Annotated in this window: 31 protein-coding genes; 12 read left to right on the top strand and 19 right to left on the bottom strand. The window is 61.9% G+C overall.

Features of this window, described 5'->3' with window-relative positions:
• The first annotated feature begins 143 nt into the window (after nt 1-143).
• Together Y708_RS31335 and Y708_RS0121045 are read left to right on the top strand one after the other, a co-directional pair.
• Entirely contained in the window at nt 144-473 is a 330-nt protein-coding gene (locus Y708_RS31335; protein WP_275451127.1) for an MFS transporter, read from the top strand.
• Between the two features lie 101 nt (nt 474-574).
• Complete coding sequence (locus Y708_RS0121045; protein ID WP_028281437.1) at nt 575-1,612, top strand: LacI family DNA-binding transcriptional regulator; 1,038 nt, start codon at nt 575-577, stop codon at nt 1,610-1,612.
• A gap of 85 nt (nt 1,613-1,697) precedes the next feature.
• Here the strand turns inward: Y708_RS0121045 and Y708_RS0121040 are convergent, their stop codons facing one another.
• From Y708_RS0121040 to Y708_RS0121025, 4 genes are read right to left on the bottom strand one after another with little or no spacing between them, the layout of a single operon-like run.
• A complete protein-coding gene (locus tag Y708_RS0121040) occupies nt 1,698-3,086 on the bottom strand; it encodes a glycoside hydrolase family 32 protein (RefSeq protein ID WP_028281436.1) in 1,389 nt (462 codons plus the stop codon).
• Nucleotides 3,087-3,105: 19 nt separating this feature from the next.
• Entirely contained in the window at nt 3,106-3,984 is an 879-nt protein-coding gene (locus Y708_RS0121035) for a carbohydrate ABC transporter permease (RefSeq protein ID WP_028281435.1), read from the bottom strand.
• Between the two features lie 11 nt (nt 3,985-3,995).
• Nucleotides 3,996-4,961 (bottom strand): carbohydrate ABC transporter permease, encoded by a 966-nt coding sequence (locus Y708_RS0121030; protein ID WP_028281434.1) that lies wholly within the window; start codon nt 4,959-4,961, stop codon nt 3,996-3,998.
• On the bottom strand, nt 4,958-6,436 hold the full coding sequence (locus Y708_RS0121025) for an extracellular solute-binding protein (protein WP_028281433.1): 1,479 nt from the start codon (nt 6,434-6,436) through the stop codon (nt 4,958-4,960). Before Y708_RS0121025 ends, Y708_RS0121030 begins: the two co-directional genes overlap by 4 nt.
• Nucleotides 6,437-6,570: 134 nt before the next feature.
• Between Y708_RS0121025 and Y708_RS0121020 the strand changes: the two genes are divergently transcribed.
• The gene (locus Y708_RS0121020) at nt 6,571-7,350 is read left to right on the top strand and encodes an isocitrate lyase/PEP mutase family protein (protein WP_028281432.1); all 780 of its coding nucleotides are present in this window, start codon (nt 6,571-6,573) and stop codon (nt 7,348-7,350) included.
• A 35-nt stretch (nt 7,351-7,385) separates the two neighbouring features.
• Here the strand turns inward: Y708_RS0121020 and Y708_RS0121015 are convergent, their stop codons facing one another.
• The 4 genes from Y708_RS0121015 to Y708_RS0121000 all read right to left on the bottom strand — a co-directional run bounded on the left by Y708_RS0121015 (nt 7,386) and on the right by Y708_RS0121000 (nt 12,051).
• A complete protein-coding gene (locus tag Y708_RS0121015) occupies nt 7,386-8,717 on the bottom strand; it encodes an ABC transporter substrate-binding protein (protein WP_028281431.1) in 1,332 nt (443 codons plus the stop codon).
• 26 nt (nt 8,718-8,743) lie between these two features.
• Complete coding sequence (locus Y708_RS0121010; RefSeq protein WP_081747101.1) at nt 8,744-9,676, bottom strand: carbohydrate ABC transporter permease; 933 nt, start codon at nt 9,674-9,676, stop codon at nt 8,744-8,746.
• Nucleotides 9,660-10,544 carry a carbohydrate ABC transporter permease gene (locus Y708_RS0121005; RefSeq protein ID WP_028281429.1) on the bottom strand — a complete coding sequence of 295 codons (885 nt, stop codon included), beginning with the start codon at nt 10,542-10,544 and terminating at the stop codon, nt 9,660-9,662. Before Y708_RS0121005 ends, Y708_RS0121010 begins: the two co-directional genes overlap by 17 nt.
• A gap of 163 nt (nt 10,545-10,707) precedes the next feature.
• A complete protein-coding gene (locus Y708_RS0121000; RefSeq protein ID WP_035777131.1) occupies nt 10,708-12,051 on the bottom strand; it encodes a choice-of-anchor B family protein in 1,344 nt (447 codons plus the stop codon).
• Between the two features lie 171 nt (nt 12,052-12,222).
• Between Y708_RS0121000 and Y708_RS0120995 the strand changes: the two genes are divergently transcribed.
• The 4 genes from Y708_RS0120995 (at nt 12,223) to Y708_RS0120980 (ending at nt 16,180) form a co-directional block, all read left to right on the top strand.
• Nucleotides 12,223-12,564 carry an ArsR/SmtB family transcription factor gene (locus Y708_RS0120995; RefSeq protein WP_028281427.1) on the top strand — a complete coding sequence of 114 codons (342 nt, stop codon included), beginning with the start codon at nt 12,223-12,225 and terminating at the stop codon, nt 12,562-12,564.
• Nucleotides 12,565-12,576: 12 nt separating this feature from the next.
• Nucleotides 12,577-13,074, top strand: coding sequence for an SRPBCC family protein (locus Y708_RS0120990; RefSeq protein WP_028281426.1), 498 nt, complete (start codon nt 12,577-12,579; stop codon nt 13,072-13,074).
• Between the two features lie 90 nt (nt 13,075-13,164).
• The gene (gene pgm / locus Y708_RS0120985; RefSeq protein WP_028281425.1) at nt 13,165-14,799 is read left to right on the top strand and encodes a phosphoglucomutase (alpha-D-glucose-1,6-bisphosphate-dependent); all 1,635 of its coding nucleotides are present in this window, start codon (nt 13,165-13,167) and stop codon (nt 14,797-14,799) included.
• A gap of 52 nt (nt 14,800-14,851) precedes the next feature.
• On the top strand, nt 14,852-16,180 hold the full coding sequence (locus Y708_RS0120980) for a uracil-xanthine permease family protein (protein ID WP_028281424.1): 1,329 nt from the start codon (nt 14,852-14,854) through the stop codon (nt 16,178-16,180).
• Here the strand turns inward: Y708_RS0120980 and Y708_RS0120975 are convergent.
• The 4 genes from Y708_RS0120975 to Y708_RS26965 form a co-directional block, all read right to left on the bottom strand.
• Nucleotides 16,150-17,202 carry a LacI family DNA-binding transcriptional regulator gene (locus Y708_RS0120975; RefSeq protein WP_028281423.1) on the bottom strand — a complete coding sequence of 351 codons (1,053 nt, stop codon included), beginning with the start codon at nt 17,200-17,202 and terminating at the stop codon, nt 16,150-16,152. The two genes, Y708_RS0120980 and Y708_RS0120975, sit on opposite strands and share 31 nt — an antisense overlap.
• 11 nt (nt 17,203-17,213) lie before the next feature.
• Nucleotides 17,214-18,464, bottom strand: a complete 1,251-nt coding sequence (locus Y708_RS26970; protein ID WP_051479256.1) for a Gfo/Idh/MocA family protein — start codon at nt 18,462-18,464, stop codon at nt 17,214-17,216.
• Between the two features lie 170 nt (nt 18,465-18,634).
• Complete coding sequence (locus Y708_RS0120965) at nt 18,635-18,958, bottom strand: MmcQ/YjbR family DNA-binding protein (protein WP_028281422.1); 324 nt, start codon at nt 18,956-18,958, stop codon at nt 18,635-18,637.
• Nucleotides 18,959-18,983: 25 nt separating this feature from the next.
• Nucleotides 18,984-19,430, bottom strand: coding sequence for a cytidine deaminase family protein (locus Y708_RS26965; protein WP_081747106.1), 447 nt, complete (start codon nt 19,428-19,430; stop codon nt 18,984-18,986).
• Nucleotides 19,431-19,499: 69 nt separating this feature from the next.
• On the opposite strand from Y708_RS26965, the gene Y708_RS0120955 reads away from it, so the two are divergent.
• Nucleotides 19,500-20,018, top strand: coding sequence for an AAA family ATPase (locus tag Y708_RS0120955; protein WP_051479254.1), 519 nt, complete (start codon nt 19,500-19,502; stop codon nt 20,016-20,018).
• A 14-nt stretch (nt 20,019-20,032) separates the two neighbouring features.
• Here the strand turns inward: Y708_RS0120955 and Y708_RS26960 are convergent, their stop codons facing one another.
• Genes Y708_RS26960 through Y708_RS0120940 form a run of 4 tightly spaced genes read right to left on the bottom strand, consistent with a single transcriptional unit; the run spans nt 20,033 to nt 21,499 of the window.
• Nucleotides 20,033-20,983 carry a LacI family DNA-binding transcriptional regulator gene (locus Y708_RS26960; RefSeq protein WP_343213005.1) on the bottom strand — a complete coding sequence of 317 codons (951 nt, stop codon included), beginning with the start codon at nt 20,981-20,983 and terminating at the stop codon, nt 20,033-20,035.
• Nucleotides 20,940-21,065 carry a LacI family DNA-binding transcriptional regulator gene (locus tag Y708_RS31605; RefSeq protein ID WP_343213006.1) on the bottom strand — a complete coding sequence of 42 codons (126 nt, stop codon included), beginning with the start codon at nt 21,063-21,065 and terminating at the stop codon, nt 20,940-20,942. The genes Y708_RS26960 and Y708_RS31605 overlap by 44 nt, the downstream gene beginning before the upstream one ends.
• 18 nt (nt 21,066-21,083) lie before the next feature.
• Nucleotides 21,084-21,278 (bottom strand): hypothetical protein, encoded by a 195-nt coding sequence (locus Y708_RS26955; protein WP_035777130.1) that lies wholly within the window; start codon nt 21,276-21,278, stop codon nt 21,084-21,086.
• On the bottom strand, nt 21,275-21,499 hold the full coding sequence (locus tag Y708_RS0120940) for a glycosyl hydrolase 53 family protein (protein WP_028281420.1): 225 nt from the start codon (nt 21,497-21,499) through the stop codon (nt 21,275-21,277). The genes Y708_RS26955 and Y708_RS0120940 overlap by 4 nt, the downstream gene beginning before the upstream one ends.
• A 146-nt stretch (nt 21,500-21,645) precedes the next feature.
• On the opposite strand from Y708_RS0120940, the gene Y708_RS0120935 reads away from it, so the two are divergent.
• Complete coding sequence (locus tag Y708_RS0120935) at nt 21,646-21,939, top strand: DUF4287 domain-containing protein (protein WP_028281419.1); 294 nt, start codon at nt 21,646-21,648, stop codon at nt 21,937-21,939.
• Nucleotides 21,940-21,956: 17 nt separating this feature from the next.
• Here the strand turns inward: Y708_RS0120935 and Y708_RS26950 are convergent, their stop codons facing one another.
• The gene (locus Y708_RS26950) at nt 21,957-22,793 is read right to left on the bottom strand and encodes a CHAD domain-containing protein (protein WP_051479253.1); all 837 of its coding nucleotides are present in this window, start codon (nt 22,791-22,793) and stop codon (nt 21,957-21,959) included.
• A gap of 83 nt (nt 22,794-22,876) precedes the next feature.
• On the opposite strand from Y708_RS26950, the gene Y708_RS30605 reads away from it, so the two are divergent.
• Together Y708_RS30605 and Y708_RS0120920 are read left to right on the top strand one after the other, a co-directional pair.
• Nucleotides 22,877-23,341 carry a hypothetical protein gene (locus Y708_RS30605; RefSeq protein WP_216699861.1) on the top strand — a complete coding sequence of 155 codons (465 nt, stop codon included), beginning with the start codon at nt 22,877-22,879 and terminating at the stop codon, nt 23,339-23,341.
• A gap of 7 nt (nt 23,342-23,348) precedes the next feature.
• Nucleotides 23,349-24,038, top strand: coding sequence for an aspartate/glutamate racemase family protein (locus tag Y708_RS0120920; RefSeq protein ID WP_028281417.1), 690 nt, complete (start codon nt 23,349-23,351; stop codon nt 24,036-24,038).
• Nucleotides 24,039-24,063: 25 nt separating this feature from the next.
• Here the strand turns inward: Y708_RS0120920 and Y708_RS0120915 are convergent, their stop codons facing one another.
• Complete coding sequence (locus Y708_RS0120915; RefSeq protein ID WP_028281416.1) at nt 24,064-24,867, bottom strand: SDR family oxidoreductase; 804 nt, start codon at nt 24,865-24,867, stop codon at nt 24,064-24,066.
• Nucleotides 24,868-24,909: 42 nt separating this feature from the next.
• Nucleotides 24,910-25,353: an SRPBCC family protein gene (locus Y708_RS0120910; protein ID WP_028281415.1), complete on the bottom strand. Its 444-nt coding sequence runs from the start codon at nt 25,351-25,353 to the stop codon at nt 24,910-24,912.
• Nucleotides 25,354-25,543: 190 nt separating this feature from the next.
• On the opposite strand from Y708_RS0120910, the gene Y708_RS0120905 reads away from it, so the two are divergent.
• Entirely contained in the window at nt 25,544-26,551 is a 1,008-nt protein-coding gene (locus tag Y708_RS0120905; protein WP_028281414.1) for a phosphotransferase family protein, read from the top strand.
• Nucleotides 26,552-26,615: the final 64 nt, after the last annotated feature.

Genomic DNA, 26,615 nt, shown 5'->3' with positions numbered 1-26,615 from the left:
CCGGCTCGGCACCGCGACTATGCCCGTGCCGCACCGCGGGAGGCTCTGGTGCGGCGTTCACGGTGATCGAGCTGCGCGCCAAGCATCAGCTTCGGCATCCTGCTGCAGGGGTTCGTGGCCCGCGCGAATCTGAGCGCTAAGCACTGTTTGGCTCCTACGTCAGTTTCCAGTTCATCCTCACTATCTATCTCCAGTCCGTTCTTGGCTGGGAACCACTGAACTTGGCGATGGCATTGCTTCCCGCCGGCCTCGTGGTGGTGTTCAGCGCGCCATTTGCAGACAGGCTCATCGCCAGATTCGGCGCGAACGTGCTGATCACCGCCGCCCTTGCGTCCTTGTCGGTGGGATACCTCCTGTTCCTGCGCGTGGGCACAACACCGAACTATGTGCTGGACATCCTTCCTTCAGTGCTGCTTCTCGGAGCCGGCTTTGGCCTAGGCTTCCATCGATCCAGGTGCAGGCACGGTTGGTGAATCTATTCGACAGTAGGCTCTATGCTCAACAGCGTGACCCACCCTGACACGTATTAGGTACACTGCTGTCATACCCTGAACCGCTCAATGTTAGGAGCCGCATGGCCGCGCGCAAAGCAACCGCACTCGATGTTGCCAAGCTGGCAGGAGTTTCACGCAGCGCCGTATCCATGGTTCTGAACGGCAACGCCAACGGAAATGTGTCCAAGGAGGGGCAGGATCGCATCAGGATTGCTGCGAAAGAGCTGAACTATCTCCCCAACCCCGTGGCTGTCAGCCTCCGCAACCAGCGAACCTCAACGCTTGGCATCATCACCGACGAAATTGTCACCAGCCCCTTCGCAGGACGTCTGGTTAGTGGTGCCTCCAACGCGGCGATCGCCCGTGGCCACATGGTGCTGGTGATTGATACGGAACGCATTCCGGAGCGGGACAAGCTGGCCATCGAGTCTCTCCAGCACCGCCGGGTTGACGGGTTGATCTACGCCACCGGAGGGCTGCGCTCGCTCACCGTGCCCCAACAACTGCTGACGCAGCCCGCTGCTCTGGCCAACTGCTTCGATCCGCTCAACCAGCTTATGAGCGTGGTTCCATCGGAGGTAGAAGGCAGCCGCTCCGCCGCGGAACTTCTTCTGCGGTTGGGTCACCGGCGCATTGCACTGCTGGGCGGGGACGACGACGACGCGGCGCCCCTCCGCGAGCAGGGGTACCGGGAGGCGATGGAAGCGGCCGGTCTCGCACGCGAAAAGCAGCGAGTGGTGGTCACCGGATGGGATATTGCTCAGGGATACCGGGCCGCTGAAGCCGTGCTCACCGCCCCGGACCGCCCCACAGCCATACTCTGCGCAAACGACCGCGTCGCCACCGGAGTGCTGTTGTTTGCCGCAGCGGCCGGGATCAAAGTGCCCGAGGAGCTCTCGGTCATCGGCTATGACGACCAGCAGTATGTGGCCGCCAATCTTGTACCCGCACTCACCACTGTTGCGCTGCCCCACGCCGAAATCGGCGCCCTCGCCGTGAACCATGTGCTGGATGAGCTGGACGGCAGGGCATTCTCCACGCCCGGCCAGGTGCTGGTGCACTGCCCGTTGATCGAGCGGGCATCAACGGGACCGGTGCCCCGGTCCGGGATTGGTTAAGGCCGCCAACCCCACGTGGGGACCCGATGAGCCTCGGTCACTGGATCTCCACGCACTCGCCAGAGCGAGTTTGGTCGATCACCGGTTACAGCCCCAGCTCCCAGGCGTCCACCGATGCGTCGCCGGTCACTTCAAGCACCCATTTCTCATCCGCTTCGGGATACGCCCGCAGGGTCACCGCCGTCGTTCCTTCGCGGTACACCTCCACGATCGATGCGTCGACGAACACCTGGACGCCCGCCGAACCTGTGGAGGAGTACACAACGCGGGACGACGACGGCGACACCAGCTTGAGTGCCACGGTCACTTGATCTCCGCGCGCTCCTTCGTCGCTTGGTCGATCACCGCGGGACGGTCGATCACCGAGAGGAGACACCACGGCCTCCGCAGGGGACGGCAGGTTGATCACTTGATCTCCGCGCGCTCCTTCGTCGCTTGGTCGATCACCGGGGAACGCTCCTTCGTCGCTTGGTCTAGCTTCGAGCGGACGACGGCGGTAACCCACCAGCTCGCGGGCGGGAGCCACCACGAGACAATCATTGGAAATGCTGAGCTCCCGCGGAAATGTCAGCAGGCCTGCCCACCCCGCCGCGTCCGCTGCCTCCTCGGAGCGGCTTTCCCAGGACCACCCCCACAGCACCGCCCGGTCCTCCAGCGCCACCAGCTGAGGTGCGTAGAAATCGGGGCCCTCGTCAGTGCGGCCACCGGCCTCGGGGACGAAGACAGGGAGGCCACCGTCGTCGTGCATTGAGCCAATCAGATGACCCACGCCGGACAGGTGATGGTGCTGATCGCGAAGCTGCCACAGCGAAACGATGACCAGCCACCGGCCGTCCACTTCAACGATCTGTGGGCACTCCCAGATGTTTGACGAAGCAAATTCGGCAGCAACAGGATCTGCGGTGGTGAGCCAGATCCCCAGGTACTCCCAGTGCGCCAGATCCGCCGCGTTGTAGAGGAGAAGTGCACCGCGACCGTCAGCCAGGCCCGCACCCTGGATGGCGAAACGGCGACCCTTATAGGTGAACAGGAAGGGATCCCGGACGGCGGTAACCAGCGGATCGTCCGGCATGCCGGCCGCGGTTTCACCGTCCTGCCGCCACTTTGAGAGATCCGAGGAGCCCCGGGCGAGCGTCACCCGGGATGACCCGCTGCTGTCCTTGACGCCGCTGTATACGGCGGTGGGGACGCCGTCGTCGTCGGCCATTACACCGGTCCAGCAGCCAAACGCATCCGGTCCACCCGGCTGGGGGCGCAGCGCAACGGGTTCCTCGTTCCAGTGGAGGAGGTCCCCGGAGCTGATGTGTCCCCACGCAATCGATGAATGCCGGGCGGACTCCGGGTTGTGCTGGAAGAAAACGTGCCAGCGGCCGTCGCGGAAGCAGATGCCGTTGGGGTCGTTGAGCCAGCCCTGCGCGGGGCGCGGGTGGAGCAGCGGGAAGGCCGTATCAACAACTGTGGAGATGGTATTCAAGGGGTTCCTTTCTCGGAAATCACTTACTGGCGCCGGCGGTCAGACCTTCGCGGAGTGCCCGCTGACCGAAGATGAAGACCACCAGGGCCGGAAGCATGGACAGGATGACGCCGGCCAGGACTACGGAAATGCTGCCTGTACCGAGGTTGCCCTGCAGCGTGACCAGACCCAGTGGAAGGGTGTAGTTCTGTTCCGAAATGGTGAGAATGAGCGGCCGGAAGAACTCGTTCCAATGGAAGTTGAAGGCCAGGATTCCCACGATCGCCATACCCGGAACCGCCAGCGGCGCGTAGATGGACACAAACGTACGCCACGGCGAGGCACCATCAATCGATGCGGCCTCGGCAAAGTCGTTGGGCAGGCCCAGGAAATACTGCCGCATGAGGAAGGTCCCAAACGCCGTGGGGATCGCTGGCAGGATCAGCGCGAGCAACGTATCGGACAGGCCCATGCCACGGATCAGCATGAAGACGGGAACAATGGTCACCTGGACCGGCACCATCATGGTGGCCAGCACAATCGAGAACATCATGTTTTTGCCCGTGAACTTCAACCGGGCAAAGGCGTAGCCGGCAAGTGCCGCAGTACCCATCTGGCCCACTGCGATCATCAGGGTCACCAGGGCACTGTTGACCACCAGCGCCACCATGTTGATCTGCTCGAACACCTGGAAGTAGGACGTGAGATCCGGGTTCAGAGGCAGGAACTGAGGTGGCAGATTGAACGACTCCGACGGCGTCCGCAGCGAGGTGGACAAGGTCCACATCACCGGGCCGAGGGTCAGCGCCGCGGCGACCAGAAGAATGACAATCCGGCCGATGGTGCCGGGTCTGCCGATACGGAAAGGCCTGCGCGGGGTCCGACGTTGGTCCTGGCGTGGAACGGTAAGTGTGCTCATTGCTTTCTCACTCACTGGTAGAAGACGAATTTGCGGCTGAGCCGGAACTGGAGGGCGGTGATGGCCATGATCAGCGCCATGAGCACCAGGCCAATGGCTGATGCACGGCCAAATTCAAGCTGCTGGAAGGCAGATTCGAAGATGACCATGACTGCGGTGCGGGTGCTGTCCCCGGGTCCGCCGCGGGTGAGAACGTAAGGCTGGTCGAAAACCTGCAGCGCGTTGATCATCGCCATCACTGACGCCACCAGCACGGTGGGACTGAGCAGCGGCAGCGTCACATTGATGAACTGCTTCCAGCCGGTTGCGCCATCCAGCGACGAAGCCTCGTGGACTTCCTTGGGAATGGAGGCCAGCCCGCCGATAAAGAGCAGGAAGGAGAAGCCGAAGTTCTGCCACACATACACCAGTACGACGACGGCGGCAGCACCACCGGGGGTGGTCAGCCACGGCACTGCAGGGATCCCGATCAGTGAGAGCATCCAATTGACCACACCGAACTGCTCGTTGAAGAGGTAACCCATGAAGATGGATACCGACGCTGCGGAGAGGATCAGCGGAAAGAAGAAGGCGGACCGGAAGAACACCCTCAACCAGCCGGGCATGCGGCCCTGGATCATGACCGCGAGCGCCAGCGCAATGCCGAGTTGCAGCGTCACCGCAACAACCACAAAGAGGATGGTGTTGAGGAAGGACACGCTGATCGTTGGATCATTGACGATGCTGGTGAAGTTGTCGAAGCCAACAAACTCCGGAGCCGAGATGATGTCCCAGCGGAAGAACGCCAGCAGGATGGAGCCGAGGATGGGAATGATCGTGAAGATCGCCATGCCAATGACTGTGGGCGCCAGGAAGAGCGGCACTATCAGGCGCTCGGCCAGTGACTGCTGTCGCTTGGGCTTGTCCCGCTCGGGGCGGGCTGACTGTGTGCGCCGGGACGCCGTCGTCGTACTTGATTTCAGTGTTGGGGTGCTCATGCGTTGCTCCTGAGTGCCAGTTCCAAATCGCGTTGGAGGGTGCCCATGGCAGACCTGACCTGCGCGGATGATCCGCTGACTGCTGTCGACACGTTTTTCATGAGTGCGGTTTCCACAGCGGCCTGCTGCGGCGGCGCCGGGATAGGGCCCGAGGTGGGGAACTTGTCCAACGTGTCGTAGAAGGTCTTCCAGTGCTCCGGTCCGGTGGTGGAGTAGAGCTGCTGGTTAACCATGGAGCGGCGGGTGGGGGTGGTGTTTGGTGTGGGGAAGGCGAGTTCCATGGCCGGTTTGGAGGCGCAGAACTTGACCCATTCCCAGGCGGCGTCCTTGTCCTTCGCCGTTCGCATGATCGCGTAGCCGGCCGCGCCGAACTGGTGGCGCTGGGTACGCCAGCTGGGGAAGAACTGGACATCGAACTCGTCTGCACCCATGCCTGCTTCGTGGAGGCCCTGAACCCAGTAGCCGCCGGCAGGAGTGGCGCCGATGCGGCTGCTGGCGAAGAGGCCTACGAGGGCGTTGCCGCCTCCTCCTTCGGGCCTGACTCCGAGCCCCTCTGCGACGAGTTCGCGGAGGTAGTCGAAGGTTTCGATGACGCGGGGATCTTCGGCGTTCGGCTCAAGCCACTGGTAGCCGCCGCTGCGCTGGTTCTTCGTGGGATCATCCGCGTAGAACCGGTCCCAGAACCAGTTGCCGCCGGTTGCCTTGGTTTCGGTAAGGAAACTGGTGTCATTGGCGTAGAGCCACGGCACCACTCCACCGAAGAGACGGTTGGTCCAGTAGTACGGCGTGAAGCTGCCCTCGGTCGACTGCTTCATGGCGCGCATCATGGAAGTGAAGTCCTGGTTGGTCCAGTTGTCCGCCGGCCGTTCCAGTCCAGCCCTTTCAAGAGCGCTTGTGTTCAGGTACATGTTGGCGGCGTTCCAGTCGAGTGGAAGCTGATAGAGGCTGCCCTGGTACATGAACGCTTCGATGAGGCTGGGGTGTACATCGTCGAAGTAGTCCTGGACGTCAGCCGCGTCCTGGGTGAGGTAGGCGTCGAGCGGTTCGGCCAGCTTCTCGGCGAACAGCTGCGCGCCCTCGGTAGCGACGTAGACCACGTCGGGTGGGTCGCCGGCCGCAACCATGGTGAGGATTTTGGAGAAGAAGTCCCGCCAGTCAGCGCCTTGGATTGCCTGAATGCGGACGGGAATGTCGGGGTGGAGGCTGGTGAACTCGTCGACAAGGGCCTGCCGGGCCGCCGCGTCGGCTGAGGTCCCAAGAATGGCCACGTTCAGCGCGGAGCTGTTGCGTCCAGGGATGTCGGCACCGGTGAGGCGGGGCCACGCGCCGAGGGTGGCACCCACCGCGCCGACACCCAGTGCGCCCAGAAGAGTGCGGCGGGAGAGATCCCCGGCTTTCGCGAGGGACTTGTTCTTAAGGCTGAAAGTCTGGGCGACGCTGTGCTGGTCGCTTCCGGGTGGCTGTTCTGACGCCATTGTCAATCCTTTCTAACACGTGTTAGGTAGCGTACTGCCGTTTCCTAACACGTGTCAAGAGTCACTTTCCAGGGCTCGTTGATAGCGCCGGGCACGCACGGGGTATGGTACCCACGGCCGGATACGCTGGGCCTATGACTACACCTAATCCGGCCAAGGCCACGCAATTGCTCCAACTCCACCAAGCACCAGAAGTCCTCCAGATGATCAACGTGTGGGATGCGATTACCGCCAGGGTCATCGCTGATCTACCCGGCACCACTGCGCTGGCAACGGCCAGTCACTCCATTGCGGCATCCCTCGGCTACGAGGACGGCGAGAACATTCCGGTAGACCTCATGATCGAAGCCGTAGGGCGGATTGCCTCGGCAACAGAGCTGCCGGTCAGCGCCGACCTGGAAGCTGGCTACGGCAATCCCGGCGAGACTGTGCGCAGGGCAATCGGCGTGGGGATTGTTGGTGCAAACATTGAGGACCAGATGCGGCCACTGGCTGACGCCGTCGAGCAAATGCGCTCAGTGGTCCAGGCGGGGCAGGCCGAAGGCGTGGACTTTGTACTCAATGCCCGCACTGACGCCTTCCTCAAGGGGCAGGACCGCGACCCGTCGGATGTCCTGGCCGACGCCGTCGAACGGGGCCGTGCTTTCATCGACGTCGGAGCGGCGTGCGCATTTGTTCCGGGCAGGCTGGATGAGCCAACGGTGCGTGCACTGGTGGAGGGTATTGGCCGCAACCGGGTCAGTGTGATCAATGTGCCTGGCTCACTTGCGCCCTCAAAGCTTCAGGAACTCGGCGTCGCGCGCATCTCCTACGGCCCGTGGACGCAGCGTGTTGCACTGACCGCCCTTGCAGATGCTGCTGAACAGATCATGAACGACGGCGCCCTACCGGAGGGCACGCGGCCGCTGAACTGAGATCGTGGACCTGACCGTGGCCCCCGGAGCCGAACCTACTCACCGACTGCGTTGGCTAGATCCTCCGCCTCCTGGAGACCCTCCCCTACCGGGGTGCGGCCGAGGAAGATTTCGTTGAAGATTGGGGTCCAGGCGGTGGCCGCTTCATTGAAGTTGGCGCCGACCGGCGCCCCGATGGTCTCCCCTTCGGCGGCGAGCGCAAACTGGCTTGGGTCCGCTCCCTGCGCCTCCCAGTACTCGCTGTAAGCGTCTTGAGCCCCAACGACGGCGGGAAGGGCCGCTCCTTCGGCACCGATGAAGCTGGCACCCTCGGCCGAGCCCATCCACTGCAGCACACGTGTGGTCGCTTCGAGGTTTTCTGAGTCCGGGTTGCCTGCGGCGATGATGTTGTTCACCACGCTGACGCGTCCTTCAGGCCCGGCTGGGATGGGAGCAATTCCCCACTCAAAGTCCGCGCCGTCGCTCACGTTCTTGAGGTTATAGGTTCCGGACTGGAAGACGGCCATATTGCCTTGAAGGAACTGATCGCGGGAGAAGCTTCCGTTGTCATTGGTGTTGGCTGCCGAGGGCGACACCTGGTGCTCATTGATGAGGTCGACAACGTATTGGAATGCCTCGACGCTCTTGTCCCCTGCGAAGGTGAATGTCTCATCTTCCTGGAAAGTGCCGCCGTTGGACCCGATGTAGTTGAAGTAGATGGCCTGAAGGTCCAGCGCCGCGTTGTAACCGTATTGCTCGATCTGACTGGCGTCGAACTCCGGGTCTTCCGCCGTCCGCCCTTCCGCGTCGACAGTCAGCTTCTGCATTGCCGGGAGGAACGTATCCTGGGCGGGGTCGGTGGGGTGCCAAGAAAGGTCGGTGAGGTCCACGCCCGCTTCCTCGATCATTGTTTTGTTGTAGTACATGGCGATCCCGCCATCGGTCAGCTGCGGAACGCCCCAGAGGACATCATCGCGGGTGTACTGTTCGATCGCTGCGGGCACCCAGTCGCCCTTGAGCGAGTCAAACTCGGAGCCGATCTCCAGCAGGTTCCCGCTGTCAGCGTAGGCGCCGAAGGTGGAGGAGTTGACCCAGAAGATGTCATCCACGTTGCCGGCGGAGACGTCCGTGCGCAGCTTCTCGGTGTAGTTGGCAAAGGGGACAATCACCGTCTCCACATTGATGTCCTCATTCGCGGACTCAAACTGCTCGAAGGATTTCTCGTAGGCGGCCTGCACCTGCTCGTCCCAGAGGCGGACAGTAACTGTCACCTGATCGCCGTCGGCTGTGCCGCCCTGGTCCGCGGCGGGCGAGCAGCTCGTGGCGCTGAGCGCCACCACCGCTGCAGAAGCGAGAATCAGTGAAGCGGAACGTGCGTTTCTTTTCATTTCGTTATCCTTGGCTTTCGGCTGACTTATCTGAATCCGGTGATGGCTATCGAAGAGATAATGTTTTTCTGGAAGATCGCAAACAGCACCAGGAGCGGCGCCGTCGCAATGGTGGTCGCGGCCATCACCAGCGTCCAGTTTCCGTTGTACTGGGTCTGAAGCGCCGCGGTCGCCACCGTGATGGTCTCCCACTCATTCCCACTGGTGATAATCAACGGCCAGAGAAAGTTATTCCAGTGGCTCACAACCGTGATGATCGTCAGCGTTGCGAGGATGGGACGGCTCAGCGGCACGACGACGGACCACAGGATTCGGATTGTGCCAGCACCATCCAAGCGGGCGGCACTGATGAGGTCCTCCGGGATCCCCCGGAAGAACTCCCGCAGCAGGAATATTGCGTAGGGCGAGCCGAAAATGAATGGCAGTACCAGCCCCCAGAAGGTGTTCCGAAGGTCCAGTTCCGAAAAGATGGTGTACAGGGGGATCAACGTAACAATCTGCGGAATCATCAGCGTTGCCAGGTACAACCAGAATATGGTGTCCCGACCAACGAACTTGATGCGCGCAAACGCATATGCTGCCAACACCGAGAAGAGAATCTGCCCCACGGTGATCACCACCACCGCCTGGGCGGTAACCACTATCGGCGGAATGAAACTGTTGGCACCGCCGAAAAGTTCGGCGAAATTCTCCGACGTAAATGGTGACGGCAGCGACAGCGCGGGTTCTCGGGCAAACTGCCCAGGTGTCTTGAACGCCGTCATCATGCTCAGCACATACGGCGCAACGGTGATGGCCAGGCCAGCAATCAGCACCAGGTAGATGACGGCATTGCGGCCCGGAGCAATGCGGTCCGCTGCCCGGCGCTTCCGCCTGGGATCGGCCGTCCTGCCCGGCACATCCAGCTCGCCACCACCCTTGGGGGTAAGGGTGGCTCCAGGCTCACGCGGAGAGGTCATAGGTAATCCTTTTCCTGAAGTACAACTGCTGGAGCAGCGTAATGGCTACCAAGACCACGAAGAGAACCAGCGCCATCACGGACGCTCTGCCCAGGTTGAACGCTTCAAATGCCTCGCTGTAGATTTTGGTGGCGATGACCTCGGTGGTTCCCTGTGGTCCGCCGCCGGGAGTCAGCGCATAAATCGTGTCGAAAGCCTGGAAGCTCGCGATCACGCCGGTCACCAAGACAAAAAACATTGTAGGACGCAGCAGCGGCAGCTTGATCCGCCAGAAAATCTGCCAGCTGTTTGCCCCGTCGATCCGGGCAGCGTCAACAGTCTGCTCCGGTATGGCAACCAGGCCCGCCATAAAGAAAAGCGTCACGTAGCCCACCTGGGACCAGATGCTCACAACGGCGACGGCGGGGAGCGCAAGTGCGGGGCTGCTCAACCACTCAATATTGACGCCCAATATTTCATTCAGGGCTCCGTCTGTGGGCGCAAAGATCCATCGCCACACGATGCCGAGGGCCAGTGGAGCCGAGATCCAGGGGATGACGTAGATGACCCGGAAGAATCCGGACCCCGGAAGCCCCCGGGTGAGGAGGGTCGCTGCGAGAAGTCCCAGCCCGGTCTGCAACGGAATCACCAGAGCAACAAACAAAAGGGTAACAATCATCGAACGCGCAAAGGATGCGTCACTGAACACCGAGGAGAAATTTTCGAATCCCACAAACCGCGCCGGTGACAACAGATCCCAGCGCTGGAGGCTGAGCCAGATCACCACGAGGATCGGAAAGATCAGGAAAGCCACGATGCCAAACAGGCTGGGTGCGAGGAGCGCGTAGCCAATGCCCGCCTCGCGGCGAGAGAGCCTGGTGCTGTTCACAATGCTCCTGTCCTCAGAGTGTCGGCTGAGCCTGCCTGCCGCACGCTGCAATATCCCGTCATTCTAGCGACATATCCGCCGAGGATCCGCCGCCGGGCACAGACACCGCAGGGGTCCTGCACCATCCGGTGCGGACCCCTGCGGACCGATTGAGGCGATTAGCCTAGCCGCCCACGTTACCCCGTGGCTTAAGCAGGAACAGCCCGCGTTCGATGCTGGCCACCGCTACCACATTCTGGGTGTAGTAGGGGTAGTTGCTCCACGTGCCGCCTTCGAAAGTGGCGTTGTCATTCTCCGGGTACACATCGAAGAAACCGACCTCGCTCAGCGTGCCGTCCGCTACGTTGGCAGTGTCGAAAATGCGCAGACCCGAGGTGTAGTTGGAGGCAAACGCGCGGTCACCCTTCGTGTAAATGTTGTGGTCGATTGAGGTGGTTCCGTTGTCGTGGTTACCAATCACCGCAGGATTTTCCAGGTCCTGGACATCCCACACGCGCGTGGTGGTGTTGATTCCTCTGCGCTGTTCGTCAAGCTCGTCGCCGTGCAGGAAGTAACCCTGATCGGGAGTGAGCCAGCCCTGGTGGCTGTAACCGTCGTTGTCATAGAACACTCTTGAGAGAGTCACTGGGTTGGCCTTATCGGTGACGTCACTGATGGTCAACGTGTTCTCAAGACCGGCTGGGGTGTTCTCGGCGTTGGAGTTGAAGCAGATCTCCCTGCCCTGGTAGGTCGCGTCAGGGCCCTGGTAGGTGACGCACTGCGTGTCATGAATGTACCCGGACTCCGAGTAGCAGCCGGCTGCAGCGGGACTGGCTGGGTCAGTGATGTCGATCATATGCAACCCGCCGTCGCATGTTCCGGAGCCCACAACATATGCGAATCCTGAATCTTCGTTGATGTTTAGGTTATGCGCGCTTCCGAACTCACCGTAATGAGCGGTCTCCTCGAAGACCCGATCGCCAGCGTCCTGGCCGCGAAGTTGGGTAAGGTCAAAAACCTGCATGCCATGATCAGTGTGCTCAGATACGACGTACGCGTGGTTGGCGTGTACCTTGATGTCACGCCAGACGTCACCGCCCTCAGTCGAATGAGTTGGCAGAATTCCGAGAACCTGCGGACGCTTAGCATCGGTGATGTTGACGAAAACAGTTCCTTCGATGCCGCCGACCATCGCGTACTCATCGCCGGTCTGGGTGTCGGTCCAGCCCCAGATGTCGTTGACGAAGCTCAGACCGAGGTCTGCACGTGTGAGGTGACTCATCATGTCGACGCCATCGCAGGGGAAGGTCTTTGCGGCCATGCCATTGATGCACGGGGCATGCCCGCGCGGCGCATTGCCCTTCTCATTGGCTCTTCCCCCTGCCACATTCTCAAACTCCCATTCCTGCGCTTCCATTGACGGAGAGTGGACAGCACCTTTGCCGTCGTCGTGGGCTGATGCCACTGCCCCCAAACTCACTGCCAAGACCACGCTCATCATGAGCGCACCAAAAAATCGAGCGAACATAGACATACCTTCCTAAAGGAGAACGCCCACTGAGTTTGTGCTGCGGATTGCGCAGTCAGGGTGGACGTCCAATGGAGACCGGATATTTCGAGCCTATGCGGGACGATAATGATTGTGAACCCCATCACACACTATTGACGCCGACAGTCGGCAAGGCTAACGTACAACCATATGGTTGTAGATCAGTTGAGTGACGCCGATGTGGACCGCCTCTTTCAGGCGTTGGCGGATGCTACCCGGCGCGACATCATCGCCCGGGTCATCACCGGCGAATATTCCGTATCCGCCCTCGCGACGCACTACACCATGAGCTTCGCTGCGGTACAGAAGCATGTGGCGGTGCTGGAACGCGCTTCCCTGGTGACAAAGGAAAAGCGCGGAAGGGAGCAGATTGTTCGTGGCAATCGCGAAGCGGTGCAAAGAGCACGCCAGCTGCTCGACGAGTACGAGATGATCTGGCGCCAGCGGGTTGACCGCATCGCCGACATCCTCACTGAAGAACCTGAAGAATAGGAAGGAACCACTATGAGTGTCATCAGTTCCCATAAGGATGCCGAGGCCCTCAGCCTCACCATCGTGGCCGAATTCAACGCAGGCGTTGAACGGGTGTGGCGCATCTGGGAGGATCCCCGCCAGCTTGAGCGCTGGTGGGGTCCGCCCACCTGGCCGGCAACATTCGAGAAGCACGAATTCACGCCCGGCGGTGGTGCCACCTATTTCATGACTGGCCCCGACGGCGAAAAAGCCCGCGGCTGGTGGAAGTTCACCGCCATTGATGCTCCGAACAAGCTCGAGTTCGACGACGGCTTCGCCGACGAGCACTGGGAACCGGTTGCAGAAATGGGCGAGACCCACGCCGCCGTCACCCTCGCTGCGACAGGCGGCCGCACCCGGATGACGATCCTGTCGACGTTCGAAAGCGCTGAGCAGCTGGAGAAGATGGTGACCATGGGCATGGAGGAGGGCATGAAGGAGGCAATGGGACAGATCGATGCCATCCTCGCCGAGCAGGCCTTGGTTTGATGCCCCAACTGTTCTCTACGCAACCCGTAACATCCGCCACCGTTGACCCGGACTGCTGTAAACGTCGTCGTTCTTTGACATGCTGTTGCCATGGCTACCCGAGCAGGCACTGTTGCCCAACCCAGCGACCTCATTGATGTCACCGCACTCCTGGACGCGTACTTCGACGTCGTACCCGACCTTGCCGACCCGGCGCAGAGGGTTGCCTTTGGCACTTCCGGGCACCGCGGCTCCTCGCTGAAGTCCTCCTTCAACGAGGGACACATCGCCGCGATCACCCAGGCAATCGTCGAATACAGAAAGGGTCAGGGCATCACCGGCCCCCTGTTCATGGGCAAGGACACCCACGCCCTCTCCGAGCCGGCGCAGAACACGGCGCTGGAGGTGCTCGCGGCCAACAACGTCGCGGTGAAGATCGACGCGCGGGGCGCCTTCACGCCCACGCCAGCGCTTTCGCACGCCATCCTCGCCTATAACGCTGCGCACACCGATACCTCCGACGGCATCGTCGTCACTCCGTCGCACAACCCACCCGGCGACGGCGGCTTCAAGTACAACCCGCCCCACGGCGGACCCGCCGATTCCGACGCGACCAACTGGATTGCAGCCCGCGCCAACGAACTGCTGGAGGACGGCCTGCGCGGCGTCAATCGGATGTCCACCAGCCAGGCACTGCAGGCGGATGGCATCGGCACCTATGACTTCCTGCAGCACTACGTCGAGGACCTCCCGAACGTGCTCAACCTGGAGGCTATCCGCAGCTCCGGCTTGCACATCGGGGCGGACCCCATGGGCGGGGCATCGGTGGATTACTGGGGTGCCATCGCCGAGCGCCACAACCTCAACCTCACCGTGGTCAACCCCCGAGTGGATCCGCAATGGGCATTCATGACGCTGGACTGGGACGAGAAGATCCGGATGGACTGCTCATCGCCGTCCGCCATGGCGTCGCTGATTTCGCGTGCCTCGGACTACGACATCGCAACCGGGAACGACGCCGACGCGGACCGGCATGGGATTGTCACCCCGGACGCGGGTCTGATGAACCCCAACCACTACCTCGCAGTCGCCATCGACTATCTCTACCGGAACCGGCCACAGTGGCGCGCTGACGCGGTGGTGGGAAAGACGCTGGTGTCGTCGTCGATCATTGACCGGGTAGCAGCGGACCTGGGGCGTGTACTGGAAGAAGTACCGGTGGGCTTCAAATGGTTTGTGCCCGGCCTGCTGTCCGGCGGACTGGCGTTCGGCGGCGAGGAGTCGGCCGGCGCCTCCTTCCTACGCCACGACGGGTCGCCCTGGAGCACCGACAAGGACGGCATCCTGCTTGCCCTGCTGGCATCCGAGATCACCGCCGTCAGCGGGCGGACGCCCTCGCAGCACTATGAGGGACTGACCCAGCGGTTCGGCGCCCCCGTCTACGCGCGCATTGACGCGGCAGCCACGCGGGACCAGAAAGCAGCGCTGGGCAAGCTGGCGCCGTCGGACGTGTTGGCCACCACCCTCGCCGGAGAGGACATCACCGCCCGCCTCACCGAGGCGCCCGGCAACGGTGCACCCATCGGTGGGCTCAAGGTGACCACGGAGAACGCCTGGTTTGCCGCACGGCCCTCCGGCACGGAGGATGTCTACAAGATCTACGCGGAGTCCTTCCTCGGAGCTGACCACCTGAAGCAGGTTCAGACTGAAGCGAGGGCCTTGGTCGACGGCGTTATCGGTGGTTGACACAGCCAACGGTAGGATCCTCTGAGACTAATTCGCCACGGAAGGCACAGCCATGAGCAGACTCGGAACCAACTGGACAGTTCACGGCGACGGAAAGAATGTGATGCCCGGGCAGTTTGTCGCCCCGGATGAACGTCTGAGCTGGCCGCGCACCATCGGCATCGGGGCGCAGCACGTGGTGGCAATGTTCGGGGCTACGTTCCTGGTTCCGCTGATCACGGGCTTTCCACCATCCACCACCCTGTTTTTCTCGGGAATCGGAACCATCCTGTTCCTCATCATCACGGCCGGGCGGGTGCCGAGCTACCTGGGATCCAGCTTTGCGTTCATTGCGCCGATCGCTGCGGCGCAGGGGCAGCACGGGCCGGCCGGGGCGCTGGGCGGAATCATCATGGCGGGCGCAGTACTTGCGGTCATCGGAGCGGTGGTGCATAAGGCGGGTTCACGCTGGATCCAGCTGGTCATGCCGCCGATCGTCACGGGTGCCATTGTGGCGTTGATTGGCCTGAACCTGGCACCAACAGCCAAAGCCAGCTTCGAACAGGCACCCGTTACCGCGCTCGTCACCGTTGTATCGATCCTCCTGGTTACGGTGCTGTTCAAAGGCATTCTGGGCCGCCTTTCCATCCTGATCGGTGTTCTGGTGGGCTATCTGGTTGCCATGCTCCGCGGCGAGGTGGACTTCGCCGCCATCAATGACGCGGCGTGGGTGGGCCTCCCCGAATTCATGGCGCCGTCCTTCCACCCCTCGGTCATTGGACTTTTTGTCCCGGTGGTACTGGTGCTGGTGGCGGAAAACATCGGCCATGTGAAGTCTGTGGCAGCGATGACCGGCCGCAACCTCGATCCGGTAACCGGCCGGGCACTCATGGCGGATGGGCTGGCCACCATGCTGGCCGGTTCCGGCGGCGGGTCGGGCACCACAACCTATGCCGAGAACATCGGGGTCATGGCGGCATCGCGGGTGTATTCAACGGCGGCGTACTGGGTGGCGGGAGTCATCGCCGTCCTCCTGAGCCTGTTTCCCAAATTCGGCGCGCTGATCGCTACCGTACCTGCCGGCGTCATTGGCGGCGCGGGGGTGGTGCTCTACGGGATGATCGGCATTCTGGGAGTGCGGATCTGGGTGCAGAACCAGGTCAACTTCTCCAACCCCATCAATCTGTCCACCGCCGGAATTGCCCTTGTGATCGGTATCGCAAACTTCACCTGGACGGTGGGCGACCTGACCTTCGAAGGGATCGCCCTTGGAACCGCGGCAGCACTGGTGATCTTCCACGGCATGACGGCGATTGCCCGCTGGCGCGGCAGTGAACACGTTGCCGGACCGGAAGAGCTTGAAGCGTCAGATCACGGCTCGCGGCCCTCGAAGCTGGGCTGAACACACCCGCAGGAACGCCGAATGACCAGCTCGGTCGCGTAAACGTGGTGATCGCCGGCCGGGGGGCCTGTGCGTGAGGTAAGCATCTTGACGGCGTCTTCCGCCATCTCGCGGACAGGCTGCTTGAGCGTGGTGAGCGGAGGCCAGCTGTACTCGGCCTCCGGCGAGCCATCAAAGGAAACGATCGCCACATCCTCGGGCACGGACAGTCCCAGTTCGTGGATGGCTCTCATCACGCCCACTGCCTGCATGTCGGAGCTGACAAACACTGCAGACGGTCGACGCGGGCCCGAAAACATCCGCCGACCGGCACTGTATCCGCCCTCGCGGTCAAAAGATGTCCGGACAATAGGACCCTCCGGCAGGCCAGCCTCCTGAAGCGCGTCGAGCCACCCCAGCTCGCGGTGGTCGTCCGAGAGTGACGAAGCGTCACGCCCCATCACGAGCCCAATATCCTTGTGTCCGTGCTCCACCAAATGCCGCACGCCAGTGGCTGCTCCGGTGCGGAAGTCCACTCCGATTGTTGGAATCCCCTCGCGCGGACCGGAGCGGTTCAACAGCACCACGGGCATGTCACTACCCACCAGCTGGGATAGATCCGGATCCGACAGCCCACTCGCCAGCAACACGCCATCGACCTGCCTCGATCTGAAGTTTCGCAGATGATTGTTTTCCTTGGTGAGGCTTGCTGCCGAATTTGCGGTAAGCAGCGCGTAGCCGCGTTCAGATGCGGCCTGCTCCACAGCATGCGCCATCTCGGCGAAGAAAAGGTTGGTGCTGTCCGGAACAATCAGTCCCAACATCTCCGGGGATCCCAGCTTCAAAGCCCTCGCCGCGGCGTTTGGACGGTAACCGAGCACCTCAATGGCATCGACCACGCGGGCAGCAGTGGCCGGCGCAACCTTTTTGGGTCCGTCATTGACCACATAACTGACGACGGCGGAGCTGACGCCGGCATAACGGGCAACGTCCTGCCTTGTCACCCTGGGCCTTTGAGTGCTTTCCGGCGCCAGCTCCACCATAGGCCTTCCTGTCAGCCGTCTACGCTTACGGGCTCGGACGTGTTCCCCGAGCCATTTGGTTCCACTGTAGAGGGGGCATCGCCAAAGTCGGGCACCGCCAGCCGGGCGCCGTCCTGAAGCGCTGACTGGTGCGCGATGATTCCGGGAAGGGTGAACCGTGCAGCTACCCAGGCGTTGACCGTTGGCACTGCTCCGTTTGTTGCTGCCGTCACGAAGTCGTCGACCAGGAAGTGGTGGCTTCCCTCGTGACCGTTGGGGGCGCCTCGGAACTCCTCCGGAAGCCGTGAGGCGTCGTGCACTTTGGACAGGCCGGACATAAAGGCGTCTCGCAAAGCGGGGGCAACGTTCTCCAAGGCTGGGTCATCCTCGGACATTGTCGCAGCAGTTTCCACCAGGTCGGAGATGTCGTGAACTCCCTCTTTGTCCTGCCACACGGTGACCTTGGCAAGCTGTTCGAAGCTGCCCTCGGTACCGAAAAAGCGGAAGCGGGATTCCCGCAGGTGGCTGGGGTAACCCACCCTCCGCATCTCGTTGATACGCATGGTGCCGCCGTCGGCCAGTTCGAACAGTGCTGTGGCGTTGGAAAAGTCGTTGTCGAACATGCTGACCGTCTTATCGAACACGCCGTCGCCGCGATTGTCCCGCACGCCCAGGCAGCTCACGCTCACCGCATGAGTGGGCAGCGCTCCGAGCACTCCACCAATGGAGTGGGTGGGGTAAAGCATGGGGGGGTAACTGGCCGTCTGCTTCCAGTCTGCGCCGCCGCTGTACTTGTAGGCGTCATAGAAACCGAGGTCCATGTCATGGACGTAGTCTCCCTCGGAGTAGAAAACGCGGCCGAACTTTCCTTCGGCCAACTGGTTGCGGGCGTAGATGGTGGCCGGGTTATAGAAACTGGTCTCGCCCATCATGTAGGTCAGACCGGTTTCCCGCACGGCCTCGATGATCCGGGAGATCTCGTCTTCACTGATGGCCATCGGAACTGCGGAGTAGACGTGCTTGCCAGCTCTCAAGGCGGCTTCCACAAGTGGGCCGTGGGTCCAACGCTGGGTAAAGATAGCAACGGCGTCGACGTCGGACGCAAGGACCGCGTCAAAGTCCGCAAACGTGCCGTCAAGACCCAGCCGGTCCCTTAGCTCCGTTGCGCGCTCGGGCAGGACGTCGGTGACGTGGATATTGCCCACCCCGGGGTGAAGCTTGAATAGTTTTGCGAACTGGCCGGCGAACTGGCCGGCTCCGATGATTCCGATCGAGAGGGACATCATTGCCTTTCGGGAGACGGCCGGCCGGGAAGGCGGGCCAGGTGCGGAGAGTTGCTGAGTGCCTGATCAGCCAGTCTGACACCGTCATCTACACGAGTCAACAGATCATTCACAATCAGCCGAAATATAGCGATGAATCGGGGCTACAGGTGTGGTCTACTTACAGGCGGTCACGCAGTGCGCGGGGCGCCCTTGTACTCCCATGCCTCACGGATCAACTCATCCAATTCGTCCAGACCCATGGCAGCAAGGCGCGCCAGAACAATCGGGTGGCCGTCGTAGTGCGGGGTGGTGAAGAACTTGGACGGGTCAGCCGCAATCAGCTCAAACTTTTCCTCCACCGAGGCACGCCACAGCACCAGCACCCCGGGCTCTTCATGAATCCGGGCTAACAGCCGGTCTTTCACCCGGTATCCCGACGTTCCGTAGGACGGCCGCTCCGTGGTGGCCGGCAGGGACAGCGCAAGCAGGCGGACATCGTCCTCATTTGCCATGGGCCCAGCGTAGCGCCCCGCAGACTCAGGCAGGCGCAGCGGGCCCAGGCGTATCGCTGGAGTAAGAGTCGACCGGCTCCGGCCACTCGTGCTCCGGCAGCAATTCGCTGAGTGGACGGATTCGGTCGCGGCCCAATACAACCTTGGTATCGATGTTGGCCGGATCCATCTGCCGGATAAACTCGCGGCATCGGCCGCAGGGTGGCAGGACAAACAAGCGCCCGACGTCGTCGCGCCACACCGCGGTGATGCTGCGGATGCGGTACTCGCCGGCAGTGACCATCGCCGCGATGGCGCTGTGCTCGGCGCAGAACCCAGTGCCGGAACCGGTGTCGATGCATACTCCCCGGAAGACGCTGCCGCTCCCGCTGACCAGCGCTGCGCCCACGTCGCCAAAGAGCCGGTCGCCGTTGACATGAGGTTTGAGCACCTCGGCCGCGGCGTCGATGAGGTCGCTGGGGTGAACATCCATGCTGAACACCGTACCCGGATCCATCGGGTTTGAACTGCGCTGACGAGGGCCCACGCATAGGCTGTGCGGATGCGATGCGTATTTATCAACGGCACGGTGGGGGTGGGAAAGACATCGGTCGCGGAAGAGGTTGGCGACCGCCTAACGCGGGCCGGTGTTCCGAACGCGGTGATTGATCTCGACTGGTTACGCCGTGCCTGGCCTGCACCTGGCGAAGATCCCTTCAATCAGCAGTTGGAAATGGACAACCTGTCCGCCATCACGCCGAACTTCAGCAGAGCCGGTGTTGAGGTCATGATTCTTGCGGGTGTAATTGAGAGAGCGGAGGACCGGGTCCTTTACGAGGCTGCGTTGAAAGACTCTCAGCTGACCGTTCTCCGGCTCGACGCTCCCCTTGAGATCCTGCGTCAGAGGCTGCAGAGCCGCCATGTGCCCGGCGATTCGGCCCTGAACTGGCACCTGAACCGAGCCGGCGAGCTCCAATCGATCCTTCACGCCGCGGATGTCGACGACGCGGTCATCGACACTGGTGACCTGGACGTCAAGGCAACAGCCGCCGTCGTACTGGGGCTAGCGAACTTGCCCTGACCGCGGTGCGGACTTCAGGCCAACAGTCGCTGGGTCCCCTGAACTATTGAATCACGAACGACCAAGGCGGTGGGCAACGTTACGGCCGCAGGTTGCTGTCCCTGAATCAGGCTGACGAGGAGCCGCACTATTTCCTGGCTGATCCTTTCAAACGGCTGCCGCATCGTGGTGATTTCCGGGTCACTGGCAACCGCAACTGGTGAATCATCAAAACCGGCGACGGCAAGATCCTCAGGAACGCGCATTCCTGCAGCCTGAATCTCCTCAATTGCACCTCTGGCCATGAGGTCATTGGCCGCGAACACCGCATCGATCGCGGGGGTGTCCTTGAGCAGGGCCTTCATGGCGCGCTTGCCGCTCTTCAAGGAATAGTCGCCTTGCGAAATCAGCGCCTCATCGACGTCGCTGCCGAGCTCCTCGCGGTATCCCTTCAACCGACCGATGCCGCCCGGCGTGTCCATGGGGCCGGCAATGGTTGCTATGCGCGTTCGTCCGGAGGATTTCAGGTAGGCGACCATTTCACGCGCACCGTTGAAGTCATCCGCGGCGACGTAGCCGACCTGGCCTTCATGCCCAAGTGGAATCCCGCAGGCAATGATCGGGATGCCCGCCTTATAGATGTCTTCCACGATCGTCTTGCCGCGTGAGTGCGAGGAGACCAGCAGCACGGCGTCCACATGGCCACCCAGGATGAAATCCTTTGCCCGCCGCTGTTCGGCCGGTGTTCCTGCCATGATGAGCACCAGCGAAATGTCATGCTCTGAAAGCGCCTGTGCCGCCCCTCGCATCAGCACCGAAAAATTGGGGTCCTCGAAGAGCCTCTCATGGGCTTCGCCCAGCAGGAACGCGACCGTATTGGCCTTGCTGGTGGCGAGGCTGCGGGCGTGCGGGTTGATTCGGTAACCGGTCTTCTTGATCGCCTTATTGACCGCAGTCAAGGCGTCCGGGCTGACCCAGTGGCCCATTGAGCACCCGCGATACCGTTCCGCGCGAAACGCCGGCTTCTTTAGCCACGTCATCGATGGTTGGCCGGCGCCGGTCGGGCATCTTGATCACAGACACAGCCTATCCCTGCCGGTCGCGCATGTCGGTCATGCCATAGGGAGTATGGGCATCCAGTGCAACCGTGTAGGACGCCGGAGACAGCCGGGTGACCAAGATTCCGCACTGTTCCTGCTCTGCGGCCGGGCGAAGGCGAAGTTCGGCCTCCTCCAGGACCCGCTCCCAGTCCTGCTTTGCCGTGATGTTTACCTGGATCATTTGTGTCCTGCCCGCTGTTCGGTGTTGAGGGATCGGAAGATTTCGAGGGAAGGCAGGGCATTTCCGCTGTAATCAAAAAGCGCCTGGTTTGCCCAAGGGTTGCCCGGCTGGGCATGGTCGCTGCCGTAGTGCATGCCGGCCGCGCTTGCCCACGTGGTTCCACGCACGGGGAGCCACGCTGGTTCCCAGTAGACCAACGGCCGGAACCGGCTCTGGCCCACTGTGACCGCTCCCAGTACTAGGTTTAACTAGCGCTCTGTCAATACTTTCATTTCACTGATCGATGACTTCCGGCTGGTTGATGCGTCAAGAGGGTTAGGCACTGACGCCCAGTCGACGGCCGGTACAACACCAAGGAATCAATCTCATGTCATTTCAAGCGTATTTAGACACCATCGAAGTCAAGACCGGGCTGACACCACGTCAGCTGATTACGCTGGCCGGAGAGCGGGGGTTCAAGGACCCGGCGACAAAGGCGGGCACAATCGTCGACTGGCTGAAGGAGGACTACGGACTTGGACGCGGCCATGCGATGGCGCTTGTTCATGTCATCAAGAACGGTCCACGAATTGACTCGAAACATGTAGGAACAGCTGGCGCCCACCGTGATGACAGCGACGAGCTGTGGCTGGACGGCAAGGCAAGCAGGCCTGCAGACTGACCAGCGCTGAGACTGCACTACCTGCGCTGGAACTTCTTCCAGGCCTGCGCAAATTTGCGCTCGGCGACCGCTGCCCTGCACTGCTCCAGTCCATGCAGCCGGCCAAAGCTGAAGCCGTTCTCGCCGTTGAGATGGGCCTCAGCGCCGAGGCGCCGCAAGAGCCCACGTGCCATCACACTGTCCTGATGGTGACCAAGGATTCGCTGGAGCTTGTGGGCCGGCCGGGCCAGGCGGGCTGCCTTCCGGCCCTCCGCTGCTTCGGCGGCATAACGGAGCCGTTTGGCCTGCTTGCGGACAACATGCAGCAACTCATCAGTGCGCTGCTCATCCGACGCATCCTTCCACCGAAGGACTGCCTTCCGCAGCCTTTTCCGTTCCTTCCGGACCAGTCGTCCGGCGCTGCCTGGGGCCAATGCCGTGGACCCGGCGGAAAATTCATCCAGCGCCCGAAGCAGTTTAAAATACCTGGGAGTGTCGAGTGCTTCGACTGCCTGCCCGTGTGCCGACTGATACTCGGCGGTGAGCTCCACGTCAACACTTCTGCCCACCGGACCCATCAGCAGCTCCGCGGCTTCCCGGTTGATCAACTCACGCAACCGTTGGTGCATTACCTGGGTATCGCGTGCCCTTCCAAGGACACCTGCCAACCACTTGAGCTCGGCTCGGAGGTGCGCGACGTCGTCGTCATTCCCCAGCAGCGTTCGGTAGGTAGCGAGCACTGACCTCAGACGGCGCGTACCCACCCGCATGTGGTGAACGGCGTCCGGTTCATTCTCCCGGACGAGCGGTTCCTGCAGTGAGATCGCGAGGATCTGCTCGCGGATATAGTCCAGTGGCACACCAGCGGAGGTCATAGGCAATTATAGGTTGCGGTGACAATGCGGGAACTTTTGCCCGCAGTACTGCCGCATTGTTGCAACCTTGCCATACTGGGGGAATGGTGCTCCGAACCCGCACACTCGCCCTGGTGTCTGCCACGCTGCTGGTCACCATTCCCGGCTGTTCCTACATCGGCCCAGAGTTTGCCCCACCGTGCTTCCCGCCGGCGTACACCGTCGATCCATCCATTGCCGAAGCGAGCGAAAAGGTCACCGTTTCTGCACCCGCTGCCGATTGCAACCCGCGCTACGGCGAGGACGCGCAGATCCAGATTGTGGTGCAGAAGGTCCGCGGTCAACCCTTTGTCGAGGCGCTCGCGCCCATGAACGACGACGGCGGGTTCAGCTACGAATTCACGATGCCCGCCAACGCGCCGGCGGGCGAAGCCGGGGTCTCCGCGTATCCGCACAACCTTGACTGGTGTGACGACACCGGTCGGAACAATCGGGTGGGTACGCTGGAACGGGCTTCCTGCGCGGAGCGAATCGAGCCGCTGACCATCCGGGAGGCGGCAGTGCCATGATGGGTGCATGTTGAGAATCGGGCTGCTGGGCGGCATGAGCTGGGAGAGTAGCGCGGAGTATTACCGGTTGATCAACCAACTTGTAAAAGAGCGGCTGGGAGGATTTCACTCCGCCGATCTCCTCCTTCGGTCGGTGGATTTTGCCAGCATTGAGACCCTGCAGTCCGAGGGCAGATGGGATGAGGCCGGCGCGGTGTTGGCAGACGCCGCCGTCGAACTTGTCCGCGGGGGCGCTGAACTCCTGATCCTGTGCACAAACACCATGCACAAGGTGGCACCCGCCATCGAGGCAACCGTGGACGTTCCTTTTATCAACCTGATTCATGCGGCGGGGGCCACAGTGGCCGGCAGGGGCATGGGGACCATCGGCCTGCTGGGTACTGCGTTCACCATGGAACAGGACTTCTACCGTGATGGACTCGCTGCCCACGGGTTGACCGTCCTGACCCCTGCCGCAGCGGACCGGACGGTTGTTCACCGGATCATCTACGAAGAGCTCTGCGTAGGGATTGTTTCCGATTCCTCCCGGGCGGAGTATGTGCGGATTATTCAGGACCTCAGCGAGCGGGGCGCGGAAGGCGTGGTTCTCGGCTGCACCGAAATCGAACTGCTGATCTCCCAGGAGCATACAAACGTCCCGCTCTTCCCCACGACGGCGATTCATGCGGAAGCTGCGGTGAGTGCCGCACTGGCGTAGGGAACGACGTCGTCGCACCCAGTCCCTACCGGCGGAAGCCACCCTCTGTATTGATTACCTGGCCTACGATCCACCGTGCGTCGTCGCTGACCAGCCAGGCGATAAGCCGGGCGGGGTCGTCGGGCTCACCGAACCTTCCGCCGGGGAAATGCGCCAGTACGGACTGCAGCACCTCGGCGGGCCGGTCAGCTGTGTCCTCATCGAGGTACCCGGTGTTGACCGGACCGGGGTTTACCGTGTTGAGGATGATTCCGCGGTCGATCAGGTCGTTGGCAACCGACAAGGTGATCCCGGCCAGCGCAGCTTTTGACGTTGCGTAGGCGATCTCGCCGCTCATGGGGCCCTGCATCTGCCCGGAGGTCATCCAAATGACCCTCCCACCGGGCCGCCCATCGTGCTGGTTGGCGAAACGCCGTGTGGCAAGCAGTGTGGATCTGGTGTTTACCTGCCAGTGAGCGTCCAGCCGCGCCGCAGTCATCTCTGCCAAACGCCCGTCGCCGCCGCTGCGGGCGTGGTTGCAAACCAGGATGTCCAGATGTCCCAGCTGAGCGCTGGCAGTGTCAACAAGCTGATCGGCAGCATCATCTTGGGAAAATTCAATCTCCGCGTGGCCAAGGCGGGCGCCTTCGGTGAGCTTGGACCGAAGCTCACCGAGCAGACCCTCGACGTCGTCGGCGCCCCACGGCTGCTCCGCGTCATGAGGGGCGTAGTGCTGCACAAACAGACTTGCGCCCATGGCCGCCAGCCGCCCGGCAATAGCGAAGCCAATCCCTTTCCGGCGGCTCACCCCTGTGATGACGGCAACGCGTCCGGCGAGTGGAAGTTTCATTCACCCATCGTAGCGAGACCGCTTACAGGACGACGGCGTCGGTCAGGAGGAGGTGTGCAGCGAATCGAGCTTCTTCTTCAGACCTTCCAGCGCCGGATCACGCAAAGACATGAAGAACGGTTTCAACACCGGCTGTATGATCTTTGCGGCACCCTTGATACTGAACTCCGCGGTGTAGGTGACCTCCGATCCCGTTCCTGAGGGAACCACATCAATGGAATCGTAGGAGATCACCCGCTTGTTCTCGCCGCGCAGCCGGATGTGACCGTCAGTCAGTTCGGTGACCTCATATTCGATGGGCTGGCGCTTATTCCGAAACTCAGCCTCCGCGTGATAGCGATGCCCCACTTGAACCGGTCCGGTGGAGAGCTTCTCGGTGACCGGCGTGCCGGGATCCCACGAACTGGTGTTCTCGAACTCGGACAGGAAAGCAAAAGCCTTCTCGGGCGGAAGCGGCGTGGTGACAGTACCGGCTACTGTGATCATTTTTTTCTGCTCCTCAAGGATTTTGTGAATTGATCTCATCCTTGCACAGGGGCGGCTACGGTTTGGGCGGCCGTGAGCGGGATCAGGGATAACAGTCCTCTCCGATCGCGTCCGTCCATGCAATGGAGGAGGACGCCTCTTGTGGGCGCTTGAGACGGCCCAGCCGCAGCAGTAATGCCACAATAGGACCGTGACGAATCCCGGCCGCCCGCAGCACACCTGGGCAAGCCCGGAGTGGCGTGGCCAGGTCCAAACCTGGATTGGGCAGGTGCTCGGAGCTTTCAACATTGTGCAGACCGGCCCCCTGGACCAGCCGCGCACCCGCTTCTGGTCGGCACAGTTCACCGTTCCCACCGATCACGGCCGCATGTGGTTCAAGGAAAACAATCCCGGGCAATTTCAGGAAGCGGCGATTGTGGCCTGCCTGGCGGAACTCGCTCCCGCCCAGGTTGTTGAACCGCTGGCCATTGATCCAACACGTGGTTGGATGATTTCACCGGACCACGGGGCAACTCTGGCAACCCTGAAAAGCACGGATTACCAGCTGTGGTCCAGAGTGCTCACTGACTTCGCCGGCCTGCAGCGGAAGCTGGTCCCACATGGGAAGCGGTTGATGGATGCGGGACTCGCATCAATGGACCCTGCAATTGCCGGAAACTTCGTCAGCAACCAGCTTCTCCTCCACACCGGGCTTCCGCCGGAACACCCCCTGCACCTCGACGCGTCCGCCGCCGACCACATTCATGCAAGCGTTCCCCGCATCGAAGAGGCCGCCACCGCCTTGAAGGCGCTCGGCATCCCGCTGTCCCTTCAACACAACGATCTCCACGCGAACAACGCGTTCATCCCCGGGACCAGCACCGATCCGCTGCGCTTCTTTGACTTTGCGGATGCCTATTGGGCTCATCCGTTCAGTTCGTTGTACGTGCCGCTGGGAATCATGATGGAACAGTGGCAGGCCGGGCCCGACGACGCCCGCATCCGCCGCGTGATCACGACCTACCTCGAGTGTTGGACCGACTACGCGCCACTGCCCGAACTGCGGGCAGGCTTGGAGCCCGCGCTTCAACTGGGACGGCTGCAACGGTATGGCTCCTGGCTGCGGCTGCTCATCCACGCCGATGACGAGTCCATGACTGAATACGGGCCCCCTGCCTTGGCGTACCTGATGAAAATCACTAAACCGGTGCTTGAATAGTTACGGTCGGAAACGCCGCCGGATTCTTGCAACCAGGCGGATGATCCCGCGTGCAACCGGCTAC

This window comes from Arthrobacter sp. H5 (assembly GCF_000520595.1).
In the GTDB taxonomy this organism is placed as follows: Bacteria; Actinomycetota; Actinomycetes; order Actinomycetales; family Micrococcaceae; genus Arthrobacter_D.
The sequence above is the reverse complement of the archived record's forward strand: the minus strand, read 5'-3'. Positions and strand labels throughout refer to the sequence as shown.